Below are 21,576 nucleotides of genomic sequence, written 5' to 3'. Positions count from 1 at the left end.
CGATAGGTGTCGCCCGTTCTGCTTTTGGCGGCAGCGGGTCAGTTGCTGTACTGCATACCGTTCGGCACACCGTACTTGCCGTTGCGGTATTCGAGCGTGATATTGGCGCGCTTCGGCGGCTTCTGGTTTTCGGCGCAGTCGTTGCCGGCCGGCTTGTTCACGCGATCCACCGACTTTTCCGCGATCTTCAGCGTCGCAAAACCTTCCTTGCCGGGCGCGCCGATGTCGAGCGTGCGCGTCGTGTCGTTGAACGTGCCCGCGCAGTTGCCGTCCCAGTCACCGCTCGACTGGCTCACCGTGAGGTTGTCCAGCACCGCGCGAAGGCGCTGGCCCTCGATTGTGTAGAGGCTGAGCGCCGTGGCTTCGTAAGGGCTCACGCGCGATGAGCCTTCGTAGCTCAAGCGCACACCGAACGCACGATTGCCGGGCGCGAGTTGATAACGCGCGGTATCGAGCGCGATACTCTCCAGGCGGATCGCATCGTAGGAAATCGCCGACTTCTGGAACTGATGCGCGATCACCGTCCCCGACGCCGTATCGGCCACCAGCACTTCTAGATCGTCCGTGCCCGTGTCGTCGTTGCTGCTTTTCTGCGGCAACGGCAGGGCGGCAATCGTCAGTGCCTCGTTCGCGGGCCAGACCTTGCAGACCGCATGGTCGGTGTCGAGCGTGCGGCCCGGATGCAGTTGCGCGGTCCACTTCTGGAAGTTGTCCTCGCAACCCGCGTGAGCGAGCAGCGGAGTAAGACCCATGGCGAGACAAAGCAGAGTGCGTTTCATGAAGCGTGCAAGCGAGTGGAGGAGCGCGCAGTATAAGGGCGCAACCAAAACCCCAGCATGAGCGTGCGCAACACTTTCCGTATGCGTCAAGCAAGCTAGAATGCGGATTCGTCGCGTTTTCATCGACGCGCAAAAGCACACACAGACACACAAACGGAGACAGGAGCACCGCACATGAAACAGTTCGACCAGCTCTACATCAATGGCCAATGGGTCGCGCCGCAGGGCAAGGGCACGATCGATGTGATCGATTCGGGCACCGAGGCCGTCATGGGCCGCATCCCCGAAGGCAACGAAGCCGATACCGAAGCCGCCATCGCCGCCGCGCGTGCCGCGTTCAACGCCTGGGCGACGACGCCCGCCGCCGAGCGCGCAACGTATCTGCAAAAGATCGCCGACAACCTCAAGGCCCGCACCGACGAACTCGCGCAGTTGATCGCAGGCGAAGTGGGGATGCCGCTCAAGCTCGCGCGCGCGATTCAGGTGGGCGGTCCGGTCTACAACTGGGGCGCCTACGCGAAGCTCGCAAGCGAATTCCAGTACGAGGAACGCGTCGGCAATTCGCTCGTGGTGCGCGAGCCGGTGGGCGTCGTCGCGGCCGTTACGCCGTGGAACTATCCGCTCAACCAGATCACGCTCAAGGTCGCCGCCGCGCTGGCCGCGGGCTGCACCGTCGTGCTCAAGCCGTCCGAGATCGCGCCGCTCAACGCCTTCGTGCTCGCCGAGGCGATCCACGAAGCGGGCCTGCCCGCGGGCGTGTTCAATCTCGTGAGCGGTTACGGCCCGGTCGTCGGCGAGTTGATGGCGCGCCATCCCGAAGTCGACATGGTCTCGTTCACGGGTTCGACGCGCGCGGGCAAGCGCGTGTCGGAAGTCGCGTCGGCGAGCGTCAAGCGCGTGTCGCTGGAGCTGGGCGGCAAGTCGGCATCCGTGGTGCTCGACGACGCCGATTTCGCGGCTGCGGTGAAGGGCACCGTGGGCGCGTGCTTCCTGAACTCGGGGCAGACCTGCTCGGCGCACACGCGCATGATCGTGCCCGAGTCGCGCTATGAAGAAGCGCGCGAGCTGGCGAAAGCCGCCGCCGAAGCCTACACGGTCGCCGATCCGCGCGACGAAAAGGCCAGGCTCGGCCCGCTCGCCTCGAAGGTGCAGCAGGAGAAAGTGCAGCACTACATCGAGCGCGGCATCGCCGACGGCGCCGAACTCGTCACGGGCGGCGCAGGCATGCCCGAAGGGCTGACTCAGGGCTTCTTCGTGAAGCCGACAGTCTTCGGTCGCGTGCCGCGCGACGCGGCCATCGCGCAGGAGGAAATCTTCGGCCCGGTACTGACGATCATCACGGCCAAAGACGAGGACGACGCGGTAGCCATCGCCAATGATTCGCTCTACGGTCTGGGCGGCGCGGTCTGGGCAGGCAGCGACGAGCGCGCGATGCGCGTCGCGCGCCGCATCCGCACGGGCCAGATCGACATCAACGGCGGCGCATGGAACATGGCCGCACCGTTCGGCGGCTACAAGCAGTCGGGACATGGCCGCGAGAACGGCGTGTACGGGCTCGAGGAATACCTCGAATACAAGTCGATGCAGTTCAAGGTGCCGAAGGACTGAGCCGTTTAAAGCCGGCTGAAAACGTCGCGCCTTGCAAATGTCACGGTGCGACGTCTTGATTTACATCACTAATGCGGGAGTCATACTTGGCTCCCGCATTAGTTTTTGACTTTTATCAATGCTGCCATCCGGGTGCGCGCGACCATTAGCGTTTTGTCATCGACAACGCCAGGCGGGTCACTGTCACCATGTTTCCAGATCATTCATTCGCGCCGCTCCAACTTCGCGGCCGTCAATTGCTGCCCATCGTGCAAGGCGGCATGGGCGTCGGCATTTCCGCGCACCGGCTCGCGGGCAGCGTCGCGCGCGAGGGCGCGCTCGGCACCATCGCGAGCATCGACTTGCGCCACCATCACGCCGATCTCGTCGAACAATGCCGCGCCGATCCGCGCCACGACACGCTCGCGCAGGCCAATCTGGTCGCGCTGGGCCGCGAGATCGAAGCCGCGCGCAAGCTGGCCGACGGCCACGGCATGATCGCCGTGAATGTCATGAAGGCCGTCAACGCCCACGCCGACTATGTGCGCGCGGCCTGCGAGCATGGCGCCGACGCCATTGTCATGGGCGCGGGCCTGCCGCTCGATCTGCCCGATCTCACCCAGGGCGTGGACATCGCGCTGATCCCGATTCTTTCCGACGCGCGCGGCGTGTCGCTGGTGCTCAAGAAGTGGATGAAGAAGGGGCGTCTGCCCGACGCCGTGGTGCTGGAGCATCCCGCCCATGCGGGCGGCCATCTGGGTGTGACCGATCTGGCCGATATGGATAACGAGCGTTTCGGTTTCGAGCGTATCTTCGAGGAACTGGACGGCGTGTACGCCACGCTCGGCATCAGCCGCAGCGATGTTCCGCTGATCGTGGGCGGCGGCATCAATAGCCATGAGGCAGTGCGGCGCTGGCTGCAGGCCGGCGCCAATGGCGTGCAGGTGGGCACGCCGTTCGCCGTGACGGAAGAGGGCGACGCGCATCCCAACTTCAAGCGCGTGCTCGCCGATGCGAAGCCCGAAGACATCGTCGAATTCATCAGCGTGACGGGGCTACCCGCGCGCGCCGTGAAAACGCCGTGGCTCGATCGTTACCTGCGCAACGAATCGCGCATCCGCGTGAAGATCGGTCAGGTCAAAAACGCTTGCCCGACGGGGCTCGAATGTCTGTCCGTGTGCGGCTTGCGCGACGGGATCGAAAAGTTCGGGCACTTTTGCATCGATACGCGTCTTGCCGCCGCCCTGCGCGGCGACGTGTCGAACGGACTCTTTTTCCGCGGGCGCGAAGCGTTGCCTTTTGGCAACGCCATCCGCTCGGTAAGAGACCTTTTGGAACTGCTTTTGACGGGTTCAGCGCGACCTGCGGTCGCACATCGCGCGGCGTTCGCGCTTAGCTGATTCGAATCAAGAAAATGGTGGCCCCTGCCTCGGAGAATTCGCAGTGTCTTGCGAATCACCGCGGGAACTACAGGGGAATTCACCATGAAAAATCAGATCAAGACCATCGCGGCCGCTGCCGCCGCAGTTGCCGCACTGGCGTTTGGCGCATCGGCGGCTCACGCCGCCACGCCCGACACGGGGATCTACGCGGGCGACTGGCTCGTGCGTTTGCGCGCGATCAGCATCATGCCGCAGTCGAGCACGAACGGCACGCTCACTACGCTCAAGACCGACGTCAACAACGCCATCGTGCCCGAACTGGACTTCACGTACATGGTGACGAACAACATCGGCGCGGAACTGATTCTGGGCACCTCGCGCCATCAGGTCACGTCGAGCCTCGGCGCGCTGGGCGGCGTCGGCGTGCTGCCGCCCACGCTGCTGCTGCAATATCACTTCAACAATGCCGGCGTGTTCCGGCCTTACGTGGGCGCGGGCATCAACTACACGCTGTTCTACAACAACGGTCTGCACGCGGGCGGCCAGCCGGTGTCGATCGACAACCATAGCTTTGGCCCGGCGCTGCAATTCGGCGTCGATTACCAGGTCGCGAAGAATGTGTTCGTGAACGCGGATATCAAGAAGATATGGATGCGCACGGGCGCGTCGCTCAACGGGTCGTCGCTGGGCACGCTCTATATCGACCCGATCATCGTGGGTATCGGCGTCGGCATGAAGTTCTGAGCGCCGCGCGGGTCAAGGCCGACCCGCACAAGCGGGACCGAACGCCGGCTTGTCCGGCGTTTTTTTACGCCTGCGCAGCCCTCAGGCGTTTTTCGGCTGAAAGCGCATGGCGGTGCCTTCGCGCTCGATGCGGGCCCAGATTGCCTGCTTTTCTTCGTCGCTCAGGAAGACCCAGTTGGAGACTTCGATCGCGGTACGGCCGCAGCCTTTGCAGATGTCGTCGAAAAGCGTGGAGCACACGCCGATGCAGGGGCTGTCGGGAAGGTCGTGAAGATTGGATGCCATCGATATGTCTTGGGGCGGGATGGCCGGGGCGCAAAAGGCACGCCGGCCGTGCGGAAAACCCCGCTATGTTAACCGATTCGCGGGCGGCGGCCTGCCTTGCCCCTGCCTTGCCCATGCGGCCAAAAGGGCAAGGATTTTCTTGCCGCCGGAAAGGGCGGCTGGCAGTCGCCGTACCGCCCGCACCGGACGCTCGCCGATGCAATCCGGATCGGACGCGCCCCGGGGCTTAAGCGGCGGGCGTCGCGCGAATGTTGCGTCCACGTTTTTTTTGTAGACAGGGACGCTCAAACGGCTAAAATTGCGCGCGATTTACCGCCTGCCAGCCGGGTCGCCCGGGGTTGTCCGCGGCCCTGTTCCGTTTGCGCGACAAGCCGGCGTTCTTTTTTGTCGCCTGGCGCGATTGATGGTAGGTTCGGTAAATTCTGGGGGCCGCCTTGGGCGGCGCACATGCGGCGCAACGCAGCCTGGCAAGACGCCGAGCAACATTCAAACGACCTCGAGCGGCAGGCTAAGAACGGAGAACGGGATGAAGAAACGGGTTTTGGCGAAACTGGCTGTGCTCGCACTATGTGCGTCGCCGTGGGTCGCGTCGGTGGCGAAAGATACGCAACTGAACGTCTACAACTGGTCCGATTACATCGCCAAAGACACGATTCCGAACTTCCAGAAGCAAACCGGCGTCACCGTCAAGTACGACAACTACGACAGCGACGACACGCTGCAAGCCAAGCTGCTCGCGGGCAATTCGGGCTACGACATCGTCGTGCCGACGACCAACTACGCGGGCAAGCAGATCGCCGCCGGCATCTTCTCGCCGCTCGACAAGTCGAAGATCCCCAATCTCAAGTATCTCGATCCGCAGCTGATGGCACTCGTCGCCGGCGCGGATCCGGGCAACAAGTTCGCGGTGCCCTGGGCCTACGGCACGACGGGTCTTGCCTATAACGTCAACAAGGCGCAGCAGATCCTCGGCAAGAATGTGTCGCTCGACAACTGGGACATCCTCTTCAAGCCCGAGAACATCTCGAAGCTGAAGACCTGCGGCGTGTCCGTGCTCGACGCGCCGGATCAGTTCTTTGCCGCCGCGCTGCACTACATTGGCAAGGATCCGCTGTCGACCAATCCGGACGACTATCGCGCCGCATTGACGATGATGAAGAAGATCCGCCCGTACATCACGCAGTTCAACTCGTCGGGCTATATCAACGATATGGTTGGCGGCGATGTCTGCTTCGCCTACGGCTGGTCGGGCGACGTCGTGATCGCGAAGCATCGCGCGATCGAGGCGAAGAAGCCGTACAAGATCGAATACTACATTCCGAAGGGCGGCGCGCCGATCTGGTTTGACGTGATGACCATCCCGAAGGATGCGCAGCACAAGGACGCCGCGTACCAGTGGATCAACTACATCGAAACGCCGCAGGTTCACGCCGCGATCACCAACGCCGTGTACTACCCGAGCGCGAATGCGGAAGCGCGCAAGTACGTGGACAAGGACATCGCCAACGATCCGGCCGTGTATCCGTCGCCGGAAGTGCTCAAGACGCTGTTCCTGCTCAAGCCGCTGCCGCCGGAAATCCAGCGCCTGCAGACGCGTCTGTGGACCGAATTCAAGTCGGGCCGCTGACGCGCCCGGCCACGTAGTTTTGCGTTTTGCCTAAAGCCCTCGGCACGTGCCGGGGGCTTTGTTCGTCAACCCCGTCCAGGTATCAAGTCAGAAAGGCAGGGCAGAGAGAATCATGAGTGACCAGTCGAGTGTGCCGACCCTAGCAGGCGCGCTGCCTGCGGGCTTCGCCGCGAGCGATTCAGCCGCGGACAACTTCGTGCAGGTTGTCGATGTCGTCAAGAAGTTCGGCGACACGACGGCCGTCAAGGGCGTCAACCTGTCGGTGAAGAAGGGCGAGCTGTTCGCGCTGCTTGGCAGCTCGGGCTGCGGCAAGTCCACCTTGCTGCGCATGCTCGCCGGTCTGGAAACGATCACGTCGGGCAAGATCCTGATCGATGGCGAAGACCTCGCTGCGTTGCCGCCGTACCGCCGCCCGGTCAACATGATGTTCCAGTCGTATGCGCTTTTTCCGCATATGACGGTGGAATCGAACGTCGGCTTTGGGCTGCGCCAGGAAGGCGTGAAAAAGGCCGAGCTGCAGGAACGCGTGGCCAACGTGCTCGAACTCGTGCAGATGTCGCGTTTTGCCAGGCGCAAGCCGCATCAGCTTTCCGGCGGCCAGCAGCAGCGCGTGGCGCTTGCCCGCTCGCTCGTGAAGCGCCCCAAGCTGCTGCTGCTCGACGAGCCGATGTCGGCGCTCGACAAGCAGATTCGCCAGCGCACCCAGATCGAGCTGGTCAACATTCTCGACAAGGTCGGCGTCACCTGCATCATGGTCACGCACGACCAGGAAGAGGCGATGACGATGGCGGGGCGCCTGGCGGTCATGAGCGAAGGCGAGATCGTCCAGCTCGGCACGCCCAACCAGGTCTACGAGTACCCGAACAGCCGCTTCTCGGCCGAATTCATCGGCTCGACCAATCTGTTCGACGGCAAGGTGGTGGAAGACGAGCCGGACCATGTGTACGTCGAGTCGGCGGAACTGCCCGTGCATCTCTATGTGAACCACGGCATCACCGGACCGCTCGGTATGCCCGTGACGATTTCGGTGCGTCCCGAGCGCATCTCGCTCACGCGCAAACCGCCCGAAGGCACCTTCAACTGGGGCAAGGGCGTGGTCAAGAATATCGCCTACATGGGTGGTTACTCGCTCTACCACGTCAAGCTCGAATCGGGCAAGACGGTGATCGCGAACATGTCGAGCCTCGCGCTTTCCGAAATCGACTCTCCCACCTGGGAAGACGAAGTCTATGTGCGCTGGAGCGCCTCGGCCGGCGTGGTGCTGACGTCATGAGCACGATGAACTCCAGCACCTCCAGCGCCTTCAGGAAATTCCTGAACTGGCCGGCGAAGCGCTTTAACCTGACCGGCCGCACCGCCGTGGTGGCGGGGCCGTTCTTCTGGCTGCTGCTGTTCTTCCTCGTGCCGTTCATCCTGGTGGTGAAGATCAGCTTCGCTGACCAGCAACTCGGCATTCCGCCGTACACGGAACTCACGTCGTTCAGCGACGGCGTCTGGCATATCGCGCTGGACCTCTCGCACTACGCGTTCCTGTTCCAGGACAGCCTGTACTTCGCGACCTATGTGAATTCGGTGGTCGTGGCGGCGATTTCGACGCTGCTCTGTCTGCTGATCGGCTATCCGATGGCGTATTACATCGCGCGCTCGAACCCGGCCACGCGCAACGTGCTCATGATGGCCGTGATGCTGCCGTTCTGGACATCGTTCCTGATCCGCGTATATGCGTGGATCGGCATTCTGAAAAACAACGGACTGCTGAACAATTTCCTGATGTCGACCGGCATCATCCACACGCCCATCGAGCTTTATCACACCAACACGGCCGTCTATATCGGCATGGTGTATTCGTATCTGCCGTTCCTCGTGATGCCGCTCTACGCGCATCTCGTGAAGATGGATCTGACGCTGCTTGAAGCGGCCTATGACCTGGGCGCGAAGCCCTGGCGCGCGTTCCTCGAAATCACGCTGCCGCTCTCGAAGAACGGCATCATCGCAGGCTGCCTGCTGGTGTTCATCCCGGCGGTGGGCGAATACGTGATTCCGGAACTGCTCGGCGGCGCGAACACGCTGATGATCGGCCGCGTCATGTGGAACGAGTTCTTCGATAACGCCGACTGGCCGATGGCCTCCGCCGTCACCTGCGCGATGGTCCTGCTGCTGCTCGTGCCGATGGCGCTGTTCCAGCACTTCCAGGCGAAGGAACTGGAGGGCCGCGGCAAATGAAACCGAATCGCGTACTGCAATTCATCGCGCTGGGGCTGGGCTTCGCGTTCCTTTATATTCCGATCGTCAGCCTGATCGTCTACTCGTTCAACGAGTCGCAACTGGTGACGGTGTGGACGCGTTTCTCGACGCGCTGGTATCAGGCGCTCGCGACCGACGACGAGCTGATCAACGCCGCCTGGTTATCGCTGCGTATCGGGCTGATGACGGCGTTCGCCTCCGTGATCATCGGCACGTGGGCGGGCTTCGTGCTCGCGCGCATGGGCAATTTCCGCGGCTTCACGCTCTACACGGGCATGATCAACGCGCCGCTCGTGATTCCCGAGGTGATTCAGGGCATTTCGCTGCTGCTGCTCTTCGTTGAGATGGGCAAGCTGCTGGGCTGGCCTGCGGGACGCGGCGTCTTCACGATCTGGATCGGCCACGTGATGCTCTGTATCTCGTACGTCGCCATCATCGTGCAGTCGCGCGTGCGCGAACTGAATCCGTCGCTCGAAGAGGCGGCGCTCGATCTGGGCGCGACGCCGCTCAAGGTGTTCTTCCAGATCACGCTGCCGCTGATCTCGCAGGCGCTCGCGGCCGGGTGGCTGCTGTCGTTCACGCTGTCGATCGACGATCTCGTGCTGTCGGCGTTTCTCTCGGGACCAGGCTCGACGACGCTGCCGCTCGTGGTGTTCTCGCGCGTGCGTCTGGGTCTGAATCCCGAGATGAATGCGCTCGCGACACTCTTTATCGCCGTGGTGACGGTGGGCGTGATCGTCGGCAACTACTTCATGCAGCGCGCCGAGCGCAAGCGCATGGCGATGGCGGTTTGACGCTCAGGCCTTGTTAAGGCAGCGATAGGGAAAACGGCGCGTGGACTTCGGTCCACGCGCCGTTTTGCTTTTTGGGAGACTGGGGCCGGGGGGACCTTTTGCCGCTTTAGCGTGACCAGGCGACGAGGCGCTATGATCGGAGGAAACGCGGCTTTGGCGCGTCAAGCCGAGGGCCGCCGCGGGAACACGATGATCGAAACGATTTTCAAAGAGGGCGCGATTAGCGCACTGTGGCAGCAACTTTTTCAGCTCTGGGAGCTGATCGTGATGGTCTGCCGTTTTCTATGGGGGCTGCTCAGATTGCTGGGCGGCGCCTGAAGGGGCAAGCAGGCCGACGGGGAGCGGCGGGCGCGCGAGGGCCTGCCGCGATGGGCTTGAAGTCCCGCGCGAGGCGCTGTGAACCGTTACGGCGGCGCGCGTGACCACAATGCAAGGGCACACGATGATCGACGATTCCACCCGGCGTTTCACCGACCGGGTCGCAAAAACCGTGAAGAATTTCGTTTTGCGTTGCGCCACACACACAAATATCTATTCTGTTTAGATTTAGGAACTTGGATGTTTACTCGCTGATCCGGCTTCGGACTAGAATCCAGACAGCGCATCCGTTTTGTGGGGAATATCGTGGGGGAAAATCGTTCGCAAACCATCAGCGAACGGGTACTCCTGAAGCTCCCCGCCGCTGATCACAACCGGGTTCTCAATGAGGGTAGCGGTCTGTCCGGCAAGGTTCGTGCAGGAGCGAAGGGTATCAGCGTCCACTTTCGCTACCGTTATCGGTTTCAGGGGGAGCCGCGTGAGATGACGTTGTGTGCGTGGCAGCGCGACTCACTTGAAGCCATCCGAGAGAGCTTTGAAGAAACCAAACTGCGCGTTACGCACGGCAGCGATCCGGTTGGCCGGAAGCAGGCCTTCGTGAAGAAGGTGCAGCTTGAACAGGCCCAGCTTGAACAGCAGCAGTATGAATTGGCCGAACAACGGCGCGAGCGTGCTGAGCAGCAGTTGTGACCCTACTGGCCATGTTCGAGGCGTGGCATCCCGAAGCGATGGCGGAGAATACTCCGAAGGGGGCGTTGCGCGTGCGTCGCCTGTTTGAATTTCACTTCCTCCCTCAAGTCGCGAGTGTCCGATTGCTCGAAGTAAAGTCGGAGCACGTACGCAAGCCAGTCAGAGCGCTCATCGACGCTGGAAAGGTATCGACCGCCATTTCGCTATACGTGTACACCAGTGCGATGTTCGTGTGGGCGGCGAAGCGCAAACCGTGGCGTTTCGTCCTCGATGTAAGCCCTGCCGAAGAAGTCGATATCGACAGGATGGTCCCTGCCGACTACCAGAGCTGGTGTGAGCGGGTGCTGGCGGACGATGAAATTGTCGAGTTGCGCAACCGCTTCCAGGTCATGCGTCAGGCTTTTGAGGCTCATCATGGAACGAGAAAGGGGCTCGCACGGCCCATGGCAAGGGAGCACGAGCTAGCTATCTGGATCATGCTGGCAACGCTTGCCCGTATCAACGAAATGTGCGCTGCTTGCTGGACGCACATTGACTTCGACGCCGGTACCTGGTTCATTCCGCCATCACAATCGAAGAATCGCAAGAGCTTTACGATCTACCTCTCGCGTTTTGCATTGCGACTATTCAAGGAATTGCGTGATCTGACCGGGCACACCGGGTACGTATTGCCGCACACAAAGGTCGGGGGTGTACCGATGACAACTGACATTCTTCGGGGGGCGATCAGTTCGCGGCAGAGTTGGGGCAAATGGAAGAAAAAAGCGAGACCATCGGCAGCGACGGCGGGCGCGCTATTCCTTCACGGAGGGCCATGGAGTTGTCACGACCTGTGCCGCACAGGTGCCACGCTCATGCAGGCATGTGGTTTCGATGAAGGAATTGTCGAGCGGTGCCTGAACCATAGCATTGCAACCCAAACGCGCAGGAAGGGGCTGAATTCCCGGCTCGTGCGTACTTACCAGCGGTACGACTACGAAAGAGAAATGCGCGCGGCTTGGCAGGCGCTAGGCGACTACCTGACGAAGCTCGATGGCGCGCTTACGCAGATTGCAGGTCCCGATGAAATGATCGTCGCCAACGACGACAGCGCCGAACCGCCGCAGATCGAAACGGCCTGATGCACCGGGCGCGGCCACGCCGCGTCCGTTTCACTCCGGTCACGCGCTCGCGTGACGGATTTCCCGCACGGCTCCCGCCTCAAATCCCTATCACGTTTGTGGTTATTCCTTCCGTGCGTCGCAACTTTTTGTGACGGGAGGCGGGGGAAATACCCCCGGCCCCCAATATTCCGGTTTGTGTTCCTGGAGCACTCAATTTCCGAAACCGGGGAGCCGGGAGGTTGAATCTCCTCGCTTCGGTTATTTTGGAGAAATATTATTAAATTTATTAAATTTGACGAATAAAACATCTGTAATTTTTGAATTAGGAGGTAAAAATCACTGTTGCAATCCGGGGTGGATCGCGCTAAAAGGCCATCTCATGACCCCTGCGATGTCCGATGCGCAGGAGCGGCGCCAGACGCGCATTACCCCGATGGAGGATGGCATGACACGAAGCAGGATCGGCAAACCCCTGACCCCGGACGAGGTGTACCTGCGGCTCTCGGCGCTGCTACGCGAGGAATACGGCAACGACCCCGCCACGATGGCGCAGGAACTCGGCATCAGCGAATCCTACACGCGCATGCTGCTCCGGCGGCGGTATCCCGTGCCGCGCTGGCTACTTGACAGGCTGCGGGTGGTGGCACGCCGCCGTGTCACGATGGAGTTCTTTGCTGCGGTCTGAGCGGTGGTGGTGATGTGCCCCGTGCTGGCGGGCCAGTCGTTGATGGGTGACACCGGATAACCCCTGATTCAGGGGGAATAATGGTGCACAGGGCGTAGAGCGGTATCAGGATGAAGATATGGACTCCGAACAAAATGATGTTTGTGGTGAAGCGATGGTGTCTCGTGCGCAGTATGAGCAGTTGCGGCGCGAGCACGGTGTGCTGGCAATTATCACGGGAGCATTTACTGGTGCGTATCTGTACACATCTCCCGAACTCGGGCCGGTCCCGGAGTCTGTCGGTTGGGGTGTTGACCCGGATTCGCCCGATGGCTCTGGGACCTTTGTTTATCTGACACCCTACATCGCAGGCCGGAAAAGCTGTTTGCATTTCCCGTGGCTGCGGAAGACGCGGTGATGGCCCGGGCGCTGCTGCTTCCATTTTCGGGCGACCGTCGCGTTGCTGGCGGCCCCGATGGTGACTTCTCCGCCTGGCCTCGTTCGACGTGTGCAAACCTTCGTGAGTGGTGGGGGACTGATTTCGCGTCGGACGGCAAGTGACTTGCACGGGTCAGGCCCGGATGCCGGGGAGTCCACGATGGAGCAATCTGCGAGATCGGATACCGCAGCCTTCCTCCGGCGCGTTCTGCCGGGCCAGGGCGTGCTGTGCGCCGCGAAACTGGAACAGGGCACGAAGGGTCCGTGGTGGCGGCACAAGCCCGTCGCGGACGTAGACGGGCTGGCCGCACGCGTGCAGTCGATCAATACGGCGAAGGCGGACGCCTACATGGCGATGGCCGGGTTTCGGGAGCGCAGGGAAGCGGGACCGGCGGGCGGCAGGGCGCGCTTTCGCCGCACCGGGGAGAACGCGCAGTGGTTCCGCTCGCTATGGCTCGACATCGACGTGAAGCCGGGGCGCGACGATGCCTATTCAACGCCTGCGCAGGCGGCGAAAGGCATCGACCGCTTCATTCGCGAATCCGGTCTGCCGTTCCCGCTGGTGGTCAGTTCGGGCCACGGCTTTCACCTGTACTGGCCGTTCGGTCAGTACATATCTCGCGACGGCTGGCAGAGGCTGGCGTGTGATCTCTAGGGTCTCACGCAGGCGCTGGAGCTGAAGGCCGATCATGCCTGCACGGCGGACGCGGCGCGCGTGCTGCGGCCCGTGGGCACGATGAACTGGAAAGACGCGGCGAACCCCAGGCCGGTCGAACTGCTCGGCCTGAGCGACGAATACACATTCGATGAATTCGCCGCGCGGCTCCGGGAGGCGGCCGAACCGCACCGGGCGTCCTTCGCCAGGGCCAGCGCCGTCAGCCACGCCAACGGCAGCCTGCCGCTGGGTAGCCTCGACGTCAGCACGCCGAAGGAGTTTGATCCGATTTACCGGGGCTGCCGCCAAATACGCGAAGCCCCGTTCCAGAGCGAGGAAATCTGGCGCGGCATGCTCTCGGTGGTGCGGCTGTGTGGGCACGGTGACTGGTGGTGCCACGCCATGTCGAAGCTCGACAGGGCGCGTTACCGTCGTGAGGATACCGAAGCGAAGCTGGTGACGCTCGTCCGCCAGCAGGGCGCGGGCGGCATGCCGATGACGTGCGCCACCTTCAACGAGAAGCGCCCTGGCATCTGCACGGCATGTCGCCATTGGGGGGCGATCCGTTCACCGGTTCTGCTGGGCCTCGAAGGGACACCCATCCTTGCCCCTGCTGTGGCAGCGGCACCGGTCCATGTCGTGGGCGGCGAGGGTGCCACGCCGGGCGACTTCGTCGTGCCGCGTGCCCGTGCGCCGGAAACACACCGGGAGGTTCCCCGGCTTCGTGATCCCCGCTTCCGGCTCGTGATGTCCGACGAGGAAAACGAGCATCTGCCCATGGGTGTCTATTTTGCAGATCGAAGCAAGGGTGACGATGGTACCTGGAAGGAGAAGCTGATACCCGTCTCCCGCCAGCCGGCGCTGATTACCGACGCTGCATGGTTGCCCGACGCCCAGGGCGGGGTCGTTTTCACCTACTTCGTGCGCATCTACGACGTCAGACGCAAGGTGTGGGACGAGGCGGCGGTGCCGGGGAACCTCTTTGTCCTGTCGCGCCAGTTGCCCCCCGAACTGAGCGGCCATGGCCTGACCCTGTGCGCCGGTCGCGAGAGCCAGGAAAGGATGCTGGAGTATATGAAAGCCTACATGAACCAGGTGCGCCAGGCGCGTGCAGCGGTCGTGCTGCTGGAGCGGGAGGGATGGGCGGGTGACGGGACTTTCGTCCTGAAGGAAAACCAGTTCATCGCAAGGACCGGCGACACACCCGATGGCCCCAACCTGGAGATCGTGCCGGGGCGTCTGACGCCCACGGCGGCCAGCATCGCGCGCATGCTGGAGCCGAAGGGCGAACTCGCAAAGTGGAAGCAGGCGGCGAACCTCTACGCGAAGCCGGGGCAGGAAGCGATGGCGTTCCTGCTCTTTGCCGGAATGGGGGGCGCCGCTGCTGCATTTCACCGACGGGGAGGGTTTTCTCGTGTACGTCACGGGACCGTCGGGCAGCGGCAAGACCTCGGTGATGCGCATATCGGCAGGCTTTTGGCGCGACCCGAAGGAACTGGTCAGGAATGCACCGACCTCGAAAGACGGCAGCACGCGTAACGCGCTCATGGCGCAGCTCGGCGTGCTGAAGAACCTGCCGCTCATGCTCGATGAACTGCCGCTTACCCAGCCCGAGGAAGCCTTTCCGCTGGTGCATGCGCTGGCGGGCGGCCAGGAAAAGGACCGCATGACCTCGGGCCTGACGCTGAAGCCGGGTACCACCTGGAAGTCCATCTACGTGGCAGCAGGCAACCGCTCGCTGCGCGGCATGCTCTCCGGGTGCACCGAAGAAGAGAATGCCGCCGTGCTCAACCGGATGCTGGAAGTCACGATACCGCCGAACGATCCCAAACGGGTCCTGGATGAGCGAGCGCGCCATCGTGGAACTGGCCATGCGCAACTACGGCCTGGCGGGCGAAGCCTTCGTGCAGTGGATTGTGACCAACAGCCACCGGCTGGCCGCGCTGATCGAGGCAAAGCGGCAGTCGCTCATGCGACGTGCACACGCGCGTCGCGATGAGCGGTTGTGGTTCGCGGCGCTGGCGGCGATTTCGTGGCAGCGGAGCTGGCGAAGGCCGCAGGGCTGCACGACATCGACGTGGCGCTGGTCGAGCGGTGGGTGATCGACGTGCTGCTGCCGCAGCAGCGCCGGGAAGTTACGACGGTGCGCGAGGAAGCCGGATCGGTGCTGGCGGAGTTCCTGAACGACAACATCGGCAACATGATCGCCGTGGCGCGCCACAAGCTGCCCATCGTCCCCGATAGCCAGGAGGACTACGTCAGAAGGGATTTAGCACCAGGCCATTCGCTCAGGGCGCGTTTTGAGGAAAGCTCGGGTAATACGTATATCCTGCGCAGCGCGTTCGAGACGTGGTGTCGCCGCCGCCACAAGGACTATCAGGCAGCACTTGACGAGATGGAGCGCCAGGGGCCGCTTCTGAAGCGGCATTGCCGGACCCGGCTGGGGCGCGGCCTGCCGCAGTTCGGCAGCACGGGTGGCCCGCTGTCAACCTGCATCGTCGTTAATGCAACGAGACATGAAAGTCCGGACGGGGACAGCGGGCGTGTCCCTGTCCGGCAGGGGGCGGAGGTTACCGGTTGAATCACCTGGCAGGCGTGTGAGTCGCGCGGCCACGCCTCACGTTTACCCCATAAATTCGGGACAGCGTCACGCATACCATTCGTATTTCTTCATGAACGGAGTACGAAATGGAGCAGCAGCCGAAGGTCGCGATTCTTCTTTCCTCGATCCCGGAGTGGTTCTGGAAGGTGTCGATGCCCGTACTCGGGGTGGTGGTGGTCGGCGCGGACTACTTTCTCGGCCAGGCGTACTACACCGCGTGGTTGCAGGCATTTCAGGTGGACGGCAACGTATTTGCACGCGCCCACGAGACGATTCTGATCTATGGCGCGCTGGCGTTCCTGCATGCAGGCGTGGGACTCACGACATGGGCAGGTGCGCACCGGCTGGCGATGGTCTGCACGGTGCTGTACTTCGCGTTCTGGTTCGCCCTGTGGTCGCTGGCGGATCACTGCCGGCCCCGGATCGAAAGATGGGACGAAGCCCGGGGCCGGGAGGTCCGGCATCCGCATGTCGCGCGGTTCTTTTACCGGCTGTTTGTACTCCTGTGTGTTGTCCTGCTGTTTTTTCTCGGTATACCGGTGCTGGGCGCGATCATGTCATTACCGGGGGCGATTGGCGAGACAGCGGGCACAGCGGCGGCCCGCGAGGACAGGGCGGACTACGTATAGCTGGCGGTGACGTGCTCTGAGATCCACTAGAAACGTCGAGTCGGGCAAAGGCCTAGCGTGCCAAACATAGGATGACAGAGAAAGCTGAGCACTCAATCAGAAACGGGGTGATCGTTACAGTTGTGGGAGCAAGCATCGTTTGTGGCTTGACGCTCTTGTGGCAGCATTTGCCCGACATATATATGGCGCTGGCTACTCAACTGCCTCAATGCGCTTCAGCTCCATATGATGCAGCACGTTTCGCTCCCTGCCTGGATGGGTTATGTAGGGGGGGCTATCAGTTCTGACCTGGATCACTGTTGCAACAAGGAAGGTTGTAAAACGACGGGAACCGGGGACACGGATTACCTTCCATAGCTACAGGGAAGATAATTTCTTTGAAATGCGCTGGCGCTGGCGTTATGTGGATAACAGGATAAGTGATCTATCTGCGTACTGCCCACGTTGTGATACAGCGCTCGTGGCCGTTATTGAAAAGGTTTTCGGTGACCTTGAATTTGCATCGTGGCGATCACGGTCCCGTATATTGCACATGCATTGCGAGACTTGCTGTCAGGATCGCTATACGAGTGAGAGCGTAAATCTGTACGATCTACAAGGCATGGTTGAACGACAGATTGACAGGGTGATCCGGGCGGGGGCGTGGCGACAGCTCATTGAACGTGTTCAGCAGGAGGACCGGGAAAAGGGACGATAGCACTGGTGACACTGGGCCGACCGGTGTAACGACGCATTGGTCTGAAAAGCCACACTGGTTGTCGCCGAATTCCCTGGGGTAATGCGAGTCCTGAAGCTGGCGGCAAAGGGTAGCTTTGCTGGTCGGCATGCGCTGGCGCTGCACCGCGTCCTCTTCCGGCGTTGGGTGTCCGGTGCGCATGGCGAGATACGGTAATGCCTTCACGATGTGCATTCAGTGCGTCGTCTCCAGCGGCACGAGCCACCACGTCCCGAACGGATTGTCCAGCAGCGAGCCTGCGGCATACGCAACGGGTCCGGCTTCCTCAATACGGTACGCGGGCGCATCGCCGGAAACCGAAAACAGTTGTCCCGGCTCGAGGGTGGGTACCTCGCCATGCGAGTGAAATCTACTAATTTTTAATGAATAATAATAAATAATAACTCGTAAATAATTGATAGATAGAAAAATGATAAAAATGACAGGCTGAAACAGGCGGTACGTGTAGCTCGGGGTGCTGCCCACATGACTTACGTTTCAACTCACCCGCGTGCGGTACAGGTGACGTGTATAGGAAGCTCTCCTTGTTGCCGGGAAACCTGTCATTTTTGGCCAAAAATGACACCTGATTCAGCCAAGTCATTGATTTTTAATGAGATAAATTTAATGGGGTCATGTTATTTTTCAGGGAAAAGTGATCTTTTCGGGGGTACCCGCCCGTCACTTTTCTCCCCAAATGACACCCCTTCTCCTAACCCATTGATTTTTCTGATTTTCACCCGGCCGCACTTTTGCCGGGTAATCTGCGGCAGGGCAGCGCGCCCTATCATCGCCATCGCGTGCGGTTTCATATCGGGAATGATTCCTGTTCACCAACAATGCGCGCCCCAATATTCCACAGCCCACGAACCGCAACTAACCGCCCCGATCCTGCCCTAGCAGACTTTGACGGCTTCGGGTTCCCCTCCAGCCTTGCACACCGGCCCGCCCGCGCCGGCGGCTTCCAGTCGTCTCCAGAAGAGTAACACGGGCATTTTCCGGCACCGGCTCCCGGCGGATTTCGACCGTCCGGCGGATGGCGGGCTGCGCGTCGTGGTGAGCGTGTCGGCACCGGCCCGCCAGCATCGGCGGCTTGCACGCGTTACGGTCCGGCGACCGGGGGAGTGCGGGGTGAGTGTTGGGTGATTATCCGGGCTCGTGCATGTGGCATACGCCAGGGTTGCTGGAGCCGCGATTTCCCGGCTGCGGGTCACGGTCGATGCCGACCGCCGGGGCGGATCCGCCAGCGGTTTCCAGCCGCCTTCAGCGGGGCAGGTTTCGCATCCAGAGATAACCGCCTCGCGTCCCGCAGCCAGGAACAAGTCACTTGCTGCCGTCTCCCGCGACGCAGTGTCCTGGGCGATCCCCTGCCAGCGTCACGGCGTGTTGTAGTAGAACGTGGACTGCGCGATGACCCGGTTCTCCCCGTGGGGACAAGCGCACTGGACAATATCGCCGTCGAGGACGCCATGCGTCTTGCCGACGCTCCAGGTAAAAGCGGTCCCGAGTATCGGCCCGCTCTGTCCGCAACGCCCGTAGGACGCCCGTGCCAGGTGGTACGTGTAGGGTTGTCCATGATCCAGATCGAGTTCTTCCCCGTCCTGCACACGGCCTCCCGTCGTGGTGGCGTTGCCCTTGAGTGCCATCAATTTTGCCATCGCGTCTTCCTCCCTGATCGCTGCGCATCCCCGGGCACGTCGCCCGGATTTCCGGCCAGCATCGCGCCGCCAGCCCTTCACGTCTAGCATGCCGTTCATCCCGAAAACAGGAGGTGGGGGTGAATGATGTGAGTGCTTTGAGTCTCGACAAGAGATGTGTTCATAGCCTCAACTTCCCCCTTCACTGAAGACCCGAAGTGCAGGTATTTTCGTCAGATGATTTGTTCGCGCGCTTTTTTTACACACAAGCGGCTCGCGATGCATACCCGTTGTAAAGCAGTCCTGACAGAAGGCAGGGGGAATAACGATGGCAAGTCTGTTTGATGATGCAAGGTCGGTGGTGCCCGACCTGAAGGCCATACCAGGCCGCCAGGCGTACCACCTGGACGTGCCCGGTACCGACAGCTCGGCCGAGGTGTCCGTGGTGTCCTACACCGCGAAGGAAAAGATGGGGGCGGCCAACGAGGTGGTCATCGTGTTCACCCATCCCCGACGCCTGGGCCGTGACGGATACCTGAACCAGGAGGCCACGTTTTCGATTGTGGCGGACGATGGCGCCGTCAAGAAATACTCAGGCCATATCTCGCGCTTTTCCGCCGTCAAGACGACGGGCGATTTCACGAAGCACGAGATCGTCCTCAGGTCCGGGCTGGCCAGGCTGGAAGGCGTCGTCATGACGGCGATCTATCAGCACAAGAGCACCCCGCAGATCATCGAGGCGATCCTGCGCCGTCATGGCATGAAGGGGCATCAGTTCGTTTTCCGCCTGCGAAGCCAGTACCCGCTGCACCTGTTCCGCATGCAGTACCGGATGAGCGATATGGATTACGTCCATATGCTGATGGAACGGGACGGTATCTACTGCTTCGTGGTCGAAACGGAACACGGCGACCAGACCGTCTTTGCCGATGACGTCGATCACTATCTCTACGATCCCAGGCTGACCGTGCCGTACCGCGAGGCGGCAGGGCTCGAATCGGGCGGCGTGGAAGCGGTGACGATGCTCAGGACCCACGCGGAGGTCGTGCCGCAGTCGTACGTTGTCGCAGATTACAACCCTGAAAAAGCCTGGGAAAGATTTAGAGATAGCGCCAATGTCGCACCGCAGGACCAGACGACGTACGGCCAGCCGTACATCTACGGCACCCACCATCTGGATCAGGCCGGGGCGAAGCGTCAGGCACAGATCCGACACGAGGCGGCCATCGCTTGGCAGGTCATCTACGAAGGCGAGAGCACCGTGCTGGAACTGCAGCCGGGGCGTGTGCTGGAGATGGATGCCGAACTGCCCGATGCACCGGACGGCTTGGTTGTTATCGAGGTGACGCACAGCGGGGCGCGCGACCAGTCCTACTCCAACACCTTCAAGGCGATCCCTGCCGACCGGCGCTTCCGGCTGCAATTCGAGGAGTCGAAGTGGGCGAGGATTTCCGGCACGCTGTCAGCGCGGGTGACTTCGCCTGACAGATACAAGTATGGCTATCTGACAGTGGCCGGCTATTACACCGTTAGATTCGATGTCGATTTCGCGGACTGGCCCAGGGGCGGCGAAAGTGTGCCGCTGCGTCTGGCCAAACCCTTCGCGGGCAAGCTGCAGACCGGCATGCACTTCGTCGCGCTGGACAATGACGAGGCAGTAATCGCATTTCGAGATGGAGACCCTGACAAGCCGGAAATTATTGCGTTTCATCATCACAGCCAAGCCACTGATCTGGTGACCAGCGACCGGCGCTGGCTCTCGCGCAACATGATCCGCACGCAGGCGAACAACAAGCTGCGCATGGAGGACTGGGCGGGCCAGGAAGGCGTGAAGCTTAGCACGGAACATTCGGGCAAGTCGCAGCTGAGTCTCGGTTACCTCGTCAACCAGAAGCTCGAATACCGGGGTGAGGGTTTTGAGCTGCGCACGTCGGGCTATGGCGCGATTCGCTCAGGCAAGGGGCTGTTGGTTACGACCCTTGATCGTCCGAACGCCCAGGGCAACCAGACGGACATGCAGGAACTTATGCAGCAGCTCCAGGCGTCCCATACGCTCATGGAGCGGCTGGCACAGTGCGCGCAGCAAGCCCAGGCGCAGGCTGCTGACGTCAAGGCAATGAATGAGGTGTTGCAGTCGCAGATCAAGGATTTGCAGCAGGCTGTGATGGTGCTGTCTTCGGCGTCGAGTATTGCTGTGGCGACGCCAGAGTCAATACTGCACGGCGCAGGCAAGAACCTGACATTTGTAGCCGGCCAGAACGCAGATGTTGGCGTGCAGGGTAAGGTCACCATGACGGCTGGTGAATTGATCAGCCTCTTTGCGGAGGAGAAGGGCATCGAACTGGTTGCCAGTCATGGAAAGGTGAACATGCAAGCGCAAAATGATGCGATGGCGTTGTGCGCGCTCCATGATCTCACCATTACGAGCGTTGATGGCCGGCTGGTTTTGTCGGCCGCGAAGGAAGTTTGGATCGGTGCAGACGGTTCTTACATCAAGATCAACGGCAGCAGCATCGAGAATGTCACGTCGGGCGATATCCTTGAAAAATGTGCCATGTGGGACAAGCTAGGCGCAGCTTCTGGCAAGGTCGCATCCTCATTGCCGCAGGGCGACGCGGTGGTCTGCTCGCTGCGAGGCGAGCAGGCCAATTCCCAGCACGCGGCCTTGATGGGGGGCGCGTGA

Annotated in this window: 22 protein-coding genes; 17 read left to right on the top strand and 5 right to left on the bottom strand. The window is 61.5% G+C overall.

Annotated features, from left to right (window positions below; translation table 11 throughout):
- Nucleotides 1-38: 38 nt before the first annotated feature.
- A complete protein-coding gene (locus B0G62_RS08945) occupies nt 39-779 on the bottom strand; it encodes a PA3715 family protein (RefSeq protein ID WP_146055229.1) in 741 nt (246 codons plus the stop codon).
- A 174-nt stretch (nt 780-953) separates the two neighbouring features.
- Here B0G62_RS08945 and B0G62_RS08940 point away from each other — a divergent pair, with 174 nt between their 5' ends.
- The 3 genes from B0G62_RS08940 to B0G62_RS08930 all read left to right on the top strand — a co-directional run bounded on the left by B0G62_RS08940 (nt 954) and on the right by B0G62_RS08930 (nt 4,492).
- Complete coding sequence (locus tag B0G62_RS08940; protein WP_103703835.1) at nt 954-2,387, top strand: aldehyde dehydrogenase family protein; 1,434 nt, start codon at nt 954-956, stop codon at nt 2,385-2,387.
- A 188-nt stretch (nt 2,388-2,575) separates the two neighbouring features.
- Entirely contained in the window at nt 2,576-3,766 is a 1,191-nt protein-coding gene (locus tag B0G62_RS08935; protein ID WP_103703834.1) for an NAD(P)H-dependent flavin oxidoreductase, read from the top strand.
- 84 nt (nt 3,767-3,850) lie between these two features.
- Nucleotides 3,851-4,492, top strand: coding sequence for an OmpW/AlkL family protein (locus tag B0G62_RS08930; RefSeq protein WP_103703833.1), 642 nt, complete (start codon nt 3,851-3,853; stop codon nt 4,490-4,492).
- Nucleotides 4,493-4,573: 81 nt separating this feature from the next.
- On the opposite strand, the gene B0G62_RS08925 is transcribed toward B0G62_RS08930, so the two are convergent.
- Nucleotides 4,574-4,777, bottom strand: a complete 204-nt coding sequence (locus B0G62_RS08925) for a DUF1289 domain-containing protein (RefSeq protein WP_103703832.1) — start codon at nt 4,775-4,777, stop codon at nt 4,574-4,576.
- Nucleotides 4,778-5,303: 526 nt separating this feature from the next.
- On the opposite strand from B0G62_RS08925, the gene B0G62_RS08920 reads away from it, so the two are divergent.
- The 13 genes from B0G62_RS08920 to B0G62_RS08870 all read left to right on the top strand — a co-directional run bounded on the left by B0G62_RS08920 (nt 5,304) and on the right by B0G62_RS08870 (nt 16,541).
- Nucleotides 5,304-6,404, top strand: coding sequence for a polyamine ABC transporter substrate-binding protein (locus tag B0G62_RS08920; RefSeq protein ID WP_103703831.1), 1,101 nt, complete (start codon nt 5,304-5,306; stop codon nt 6,402-6,404).
- 112 nt (nt 6,405-6,516) lie between these two features.
- Nucleotides 6,517-7,677 (top strand): ABC transporter ATP-binding protein, encoded by a 1,161-nt coding sequence (locus B0G62_RS08915; protein ID WP_103703830.1) that lies wholly within the window; start codon nt 6,517-6,519, stop codon nt 7,675-7,677.
- A 5-nt stretch (nt 7,678-7,682) separates the two neighbouring features.
- A complete protein-coding gene (locus tag B0G62_RS08910; protein ID WP_103704105.1) occupies nt 7,683-8,627 on the top strand; it encodes an ABC transporter permease subunit in 945 nt (314 codons plus the stop codon).
- The gene (locus B0G62_RS08905) at nt 8,624-9,442 is read left to right on the top strand and encodes an ABC transporter permease subunit (RefSeq protein ID WP_103703829.1); all 819 of its coding nucleotides are present in this window, start codon (nt 8,624-8,626) and stop codon (nt 9,440-9,442) included. Before B0G62_RS08910 ends, B0G62_RS08905 begins: the two co-directional genes overlap by 4 nt.
- A 132-nt stretch (nt 9,443-9,574) precedes the next feature.
- Nucleotides 9,575-9,760 carry a hypothetical protein gene (locus B0G62_RS08900; RefSeq protein WP_103703828.1) on the top strand — a complete coding sequence of 62 codons (186 nt, stop codon included), beginning with the start codon at nt 9,575-9,577 and terminating at the stop codon, nt 9,758-9,760.
- Nucleotides 9,761-10,066: 306 nt separating this feature from the next.
- Entirely contained in the window at nt 10,067-10,450 is a 384-nt protein-coding gene (locus B0G62_RS31125) for an integrase arm-type DNA-binding domain-containing protein (RefSeq protein WP_146055228.1), read from the top strand.
- The gene (locus B0G62_RS08895) at nt 10,447-11,571 is read left to right on the top strand and encodes a tyrosine-type recombinase/integrase (protein WP_146055227.1); all 1,125 of its coding nucleotides are present in this window, start codon (nt 10,447-10,449) and stop codon (nt 11,569-11,571) included. Before B0G62_RS31125 ends, B0G62_RS08895 begins: the two co-directional genes overlap by 4 nt.
- Nucleotides 11,572-11,932: 361 nt before the next feature.
- The gene (locus B0G62_RS08890) at nt 11,933-12,238 is read left to right on the top strand and encodes a hypothetical protein (RefSeq protein WP_103703826.1); all 306 of its coding nucleotides are present in this window, start codon (nt 11,933-11,935) and stop codon (nt 12,236-12,238) included.
- Nucleotides 12,239-12,356: 118 nt separating this feature from the next.
- Nucleotides 12,357-12,635: a hypothetical protein gene (locus B0G62_RS31120; RefSeq protein WP_146055226.1), complete on the top strand. Its 279-nt coding sequence runs from the start codon at nt 12,357-12,359 to the stop codon at nt 12,633-12,635.
- A 180-nt stretch (nt 12,636-12,815) separates the two neighbouring features.
- Nucleotides 12,816-13,310: a bifunctional DNA primase/polymerase gene (locus tag B0G62_RS08885; protein ID WP_103703825.1), complete on the top strand. Its 495-nt coding sequence runs from the start codon at nt 12,816-12,818 to the stop codon at nt 13,308-13,310.
- Nucleotides 13,311-14,724: 1,414 nt separating this feature from the next.
- Nucleotides 14,725-15,309, top strand: coding sequence for a DUF927 domain-containing protein (locus B0G62_RS32455; protein WP_279629744.1), 585 nt, complete (start codon nt 14,725-14,727; stop codon nt 15,307-15,309).
- 33 nt (nt 15,310-15,342) lie between these two features.
- Nucleotides 15,343-15,891: a hypothetical protein gene (locus tag B0G62_RS08875; RefSeq protein WP_146055224.1), complete on the top strand. Its 549-nt coding sequence runs from the start codon at nt 15,343-15,345 to the stop codon at nt 15,889-15,891.
- Between the two features lie 107 nt (nt 15,892-15,998).
- A complete protein-coding gene (locus tag B0G62_RS08870) occupies nt 15,999-16,541 on the top strand; it encodes a hypothetical protein (RefSeq protein ID WP_103703822.1) in 543 nt (180 codons plus the stop codon).
- Between the two features lie 592 nt (nt 16,542-17,133).
- Here the strand turns inward: B0G62_RS08870 and B0G62_RS08865 are convergent.
- The 3 genes from B0G62_RS08865 to B0G62_RS08860 all read right to left on the bottom strand — a co-directional run bounded on the left by B0G62_RS08865 (nt 17,134) and on the right by B0G62_RS08860 (nt 19,004).
- Nucleotides 17,134-17,451, bottom strand: coding sequence for a hypothetical protein (locus tag B0G62_RS08865; protein ID WP_103703821.1), 318 nt, complete (start codon nt 17,449-17,451; stop codon nt 17,134-17,136).
- Nucleotides 17,452-17,742, bottom strand: coding sequence for a hypothetical protein (locus B0G62_RS31110; RefSeq protein WP_146055223.1), 291 nt, complete (start codon nt 17,740-17,742; stop codon nt 17,452-17,454).
- Between the two features lie 890 nt (nt 17,743-18,632).
- Nucleotides 18,633-19,004: a PAAR domain-containing protein gene (locus B0G62_RS08860; protein ID WP_244193162.1), complete on the bottom strand. Its 372-nt coding sequence runs from the start codon at nt 19,002-19,004 to the stop codon at nt 18,633-18,635.
- Between the two features lie 217 nt (nt 19,005-19,221).
- Here B0G62_RS08860 and B0G62_RS08855 point away from each other — a divergent pair, with 217 nt between their 5' ends.
- On the top strand, nt 19,222-21,576 hold the full coding sequence (locus tag B0G62_RS08855; protein ID WP_103703819.1) for a type VI secretion system Vgr family protein: 2,355 nt from the start codon (nt 19,222-19,224) through the stop codon (nt 21,574-21,576).

The organism is Paraburkholderia eburnea, from assembly GCF_002917095.1.
In the GTDB taxonomy this organism is placed as follows: Bacteria; Pseudomonadota; Gammaproteobacteria; order Burkholderiales; family Burkholderiaceae; genus Paraburkholderia; species Paraburkholderia eburnea.
This window is presented reverse-complemented; position numbering and strand designations above follow the sequence as displayed.